Genomic DNA, 3,814 nt, shown 5'->3' with positions numbered 1-3,814 from the left:
AGTGCTACAACTTCTTCAAGGCCGCCGGATACGGAACCGATTAAACGCGACACGCTCTAGATTCCCAGCGCGGCGATGCTGTCGGCGGGGGCCTGCGCGCGGTCGGTCATGCCATAGTCGCGGATCACGCCCGCGACCCGCAGCCGGTAATCCGCGAAGAACGCATCGCGTCCCTGCGCCTGCGCGCAGCGATGGGCGGGCAGTTGCCGCCAGCGGTCCAGCGCGGCCTCGTCCTCCCAGACCGACAGGGACAGCAACTTGCCCGGTGTCGTCAGGCTCTCGAACCGCTCGACCGAGACGAAGCCCTCGATCTCCGCCAGATGCGCCCGCATCGCCGTCGCCATGTCGAGATAGGCGTCGCGCTGGCCCGGCGCGATCTCGACCTCGAAGATCACCGCGATCATGGCCGGTCAGACCTTGGGCAGAAGCGGGCCGAACGGCCGCCCCGCCACGATGTGCACATGCATGTGCGGCACTTCCTGGCTGGCATCGGGTCCTGCATTGGTGATGGCACGAAACCCACCCGCCCCTTCGGACGGCATCGCCCCGATGGCCTTGGCGACAGCCCCCACGGCGCGCGTGAAATCGACGATCTCGGCGTCCGATGCTTCCAGCGCGAAATGGTCGTAGGTGGCATATGCCCCTTTCGGGATCACCAGCACATGGTCGGGCGCCTGCGGCGTGATATCCCGGAACGCAAGGCTGTGTTCGGTTTCCAGCACCGTATCGTTGGGGATCTCGCCGCGCAGGATTTTCGCAAAGATGTTCTGGTCGTCATAGGCATATGCCATGTGAAAAGCCCCGCTCCATCAGGTTCATCGGCGGTGTGGCGGTTCGACGGAGACGTTGTCAAGACGCAGCAGTCCCCGGACAACACAGGGCCAGGACCTGCGACACGGCGGACGGGTCGCGCCTTGGAAGGGGCTACCGTGCAAGCCCTCGCTGCACTGGTGATCTGTGACAGCGTGTAGTGCAGGTTCCGGCACCTGCCCCGCGTCCGACGGTGCGCGCGCGACCAACCCGGTTACAGCGCGCGCACGGTTTGTGGCCGTAATTCGCCGATCAGCGCAGGCGGCGCGACGCCAGCAAGGTACCGGCCCCGGCCAGCAGCATCCATCCCGCCGCCGGAAGCGGTACGGGCGTCGTCGGATCGAGGTCCGGATCCGACACCCGTGCCGTGAAACCGATATTCTGGAAGTCGATGTCCCCGTTCGTTCCCGTCAGAAACGCGGTCACACTGCGGGTGTTCAGCGGAGAAACCAGTGGAATGTCCTGGGCCCGGATGCCGGGAGACGTTCCAAGCGCAGGATTCACCGTTTCGGTACCGATCTCGCTGCCGAGCGCGTCAAAGAAGGTGAACACCACCTCGTCCACGTCATAGCGTTCGCCCGTGTAGTTCCAGAAATGAAGGGTCTCGATATCGTAAGAGACACCGAAATCGAACAACAGTTCCAGTCCCGAGGCGGGATCGTTGAATGTGTACCAGATGTGCGTGTCCTGGTTGTGAAACTCTTCCGCGTCGGCCGATGGCGCATCGATGACCTTCTCGATGCCGAACCCGCGCGTGAAGGTGTTGTTCGACGTCCCCGCACCTGTGCCCGGCCCCACCGAGACACTGATATTGTCCTGATTGAGATACAGCGAGGATGCCACGGCAGCGCCGCCGAACGACATGAACGCCGTTGCTGTAAACAGTGTGATCGCGAATTTCATAAGCCCTCTCCAACCCCTGATGGTGCCAACGTTAACAAGTTATAACGCCCTGCTTGCCGCTGTGTCAACTTTCGGGCTTTCAGCTGCGGCTGCGGTCAGAAAGCGCAGTGCCCCAGTGTCGGCCAAAGAGATGCGCGCGGGTCAATCCTTGTCGGGAAAGGCGCACAGGTCGCGGATCAGGCAGGCACCGCATTTCGGTTTGCGCGCCGTGCAGACATAGCGCCCGTGCAGGATGAGCCAGTGATGGGCGTGGCGCTGGTATTCCACCGGCACCTGGTCCTCGATGGCGCGTTCGACCGCATCCACGTCGCGCCCCGGGCACAGGCCGGTGCGGTTGCCGACGCGAAAGATATGGGTGTCCACCGCCTGCGCCGGATGGCCCCACCACATCGACAGCACGACATTGGCGGTCTTGCGGCCCACGCCCGGCAGCGATTGCAGCGCCGCCCGCGAGGACGGCACCTCGCCCCCGAACTGGTCCACGAGGATGCGCGACAGCTTGATGACGTTCTTCGCCTTGTTGCGGAAAAGCCCGATGGTGCGGATATGGGCGATCACGCCTTCCTCCCCCAGTTCCAGCATCTTCTCCGGCGTGTCAGCCATCGCGAACAGACCCCGCGTGGCCTTGTTCACGCCCGCATCGGTGGCCTGCGCCGACAGGGCCACGGCCACCAGCAGGGTAAACGCATTGACATGCTCCAGCTCGCCCTTCGGTTCCGGCTCTGCCCTGGCAAAGCGGGCGAAGGCTTCACGGATCGTGGCGTAGTCGGCCTGCGGCGACATCGGCGTGGCCGAGGGCGCGTTGGCGGCAAGACCCTTCGCGGGCTTGCGACGGGGTTTCGCGGCACGGGTCCGGCGTGCGGATTGCGCAGGTTCCGGGTCGCGCGCGGGCGCGGCAGGGTCTACATCTTCGGCCATGAGCGATATCCTTTTCCCCGACGGCGACATGCCGACCGCGCCCTTGCAGGGCGACGCCGCCCCGAACGATTACCATTACAAGGTAATCGCCCGCGCAATCCAGACCATCGACGACGCGGGCGGCGCACCGATGCCCCTCGATGACCTGGCCGCGCGGCTTGGCATGTCCGCCGCGCATTTCCAGCGCGTATTCAGCCGCTGGGCGGGCGTGTCGCCGAAACGCTACCAGCAATACCTGACGCTGGGGCACGCCAAGGCGCTGCTGGCGGCGCGGGGCACGCTGCTGGAGACTGCCGATTCCGTGGGGCTCAGCGGGCCGGGGCGGTTGCACGACCTGTTCCTGCGGTGGGAGGCGATGTCGCCCGGCGATTACGCCCGCGGCGGGGCGGGGCTGACCATCCGGGCAGGCACGGTGGACACGCCCTTTGGCCCCGGAGTAGCGATGGCGACCGATCGCGGACTGTGCGGGCTGGCCTTCGCCGCCGAGACGGGGCTGGAGGCCGCCCATGACGATCTTGCCCGCCGCTGGCCGCGCGCACGGATCGTGGCGGACGACGGACGGGCGGCGGCACTGGTAACGGGGGCATTCGGAGGTCGGGAAACACCCCTGCACCTGATCGGCGCGCCCTTCCAGATCAAGGTCTGGGAAGCGCTCCTGCAGGTCCCGGCGGGCGGTGTGACCAGCTATTCCGACATCGCCGAAACGGTCTGCACGAAACGCGCCAGCCGCGCCGTGGGCAGCGCGGTGGGCCGCAACCCCATCGGGTACCTGATCCCGTGCCACCGGGTGCTGCGCCGCGACGGGGGGCTTGGCGGCTATCACTGGGGCCTGCCCGTGAAACGCGCCATGCTGGCATGGGACAGTGCCCGGGCCGACGCGGCCGGGCGGACCGGCGCCGACGCGACGTCAGCCGCGCAGCCGTGACTGGCGCAGGCGCCGCCTGTCGTGTCATACCCTGCCCGAACGACACCAGAGGCAGAGCCATGACCAAGACCATCCTGATCGCCGCCGCCAGCGCGCTTGCGCTCGCGTCCTGCACCACCAGCCAGTTCGACGCGCCCGCCGGCAATCCCGAGAACCGCAACACCACCGCAGGCGCGATCACCGGCGGCGTGATCGGCGGCATACTCGCCGGCCCCGCAACGGGCGGCAGCGGCGGGCGCGCGGCGGCGGGCGCGGTCG

The 3,814-nt window shown here is 66.9% G+C and carries 5 protein-coding genes and 1 pseudogene; 2 read left to right on the top strand and 4 right to left on the bottom strand.

The genetic code is table 11. From position 1 onward, the window contains the following. Positions 1 to 56: 56 nt before the first annotated feature. The 4 genes from DDE13_RS21995 to nth form a co-directional block, all read right to left on the bottom strand. A complete protein-coding gene (locus tag DDE13_RS21995) occupies positions 57 to 404 on the bottom strand; it encodes an antibiotic biosynthesis monooxygenase family protein (RefSeq protein WP_111406337.1) in 348 nt (115 codons plus the stop codon). 6 nt (positions 405 to 410) lie between these two features. Further along, the gene (locus DDE13_RS21990) at positions 411 to 791 is read right to left on the bottom strand and encodes an HIT domain-containing protein (protein WP_111406336.1); all 381 of its coding nucleotides are present in this window, start codon (positions 789 to 791) and stop codon (positions 411 to 413) included. A gap of 271 nt (positions 792 to 1,062) precedes the next feature. Next, the gene (locus DDE13_RS21985) at positions 1,063 to 1,713 is read right to left on the bottom strand and encodes a VPLPA-CTERM sorting domain-containing protein (RefSeq protein WP_111406335.1); all 651 of its coding nucleotides are present in this window, start codon (positions 1,711 to 1,713) and stop codon (positions 1,063 to 1,065) included. 141 nt (positions 1,714 to 1,854) lie between these two features. Further along, positions 1,855 to 2,496, bottom strand: a complete 642-nt coding sequence (nth, locus tag DDE13_RS21980; RefSeq protein WP_111406339.1) for an endonuclease III — start codon at positions 2,494 to 2,496, stop codon at positions 1,855 to 1,857. Between the two features lie 163 nt (positions 2,497 to 2,659). On the opposite strand from nth, the gene DDE13_RS21975 reads away from it, so the two are divergent. Beyond that, positions 2,660 to 3,556 carry a methylated-DNA--[protein]-cysteine S-methyltransferase gene (locus tag DDE13_RS21975; RefSeq protein ID WP_111406338.1) on the top strand — a complete coding sequence of 299 codons (897 nt, stop codon included), beginning with the start codon at positions 2,660 to 2,662 and terminating at the stop codon, positions 3,554 to 3,556. Positions 3,557 to 3,615: 59 nt separating this feature from the next. Continuing rightward, positions 3,616 to 3,814: pseudogene (locus tag DDE13_RS21970) on the top strand (hypothetical protein); the annotation flags it as partial.

The organism is Meridianimarinicoccus zhengii (genome assembly GCF_003254465.1).
GTDB lineage: Bacteria > Pseudomonadota > Alphaproteobacteria > Rhodobacterales > Rhodobacteraceae > Meridianimarinicoccus > Meridianimarinicoccus zhengii.
The sequence above is the reverse complement of the archived record's forward strand: the minus strand, read 5'-3'. Positions and strand labels throughout refer to the sequence as shown.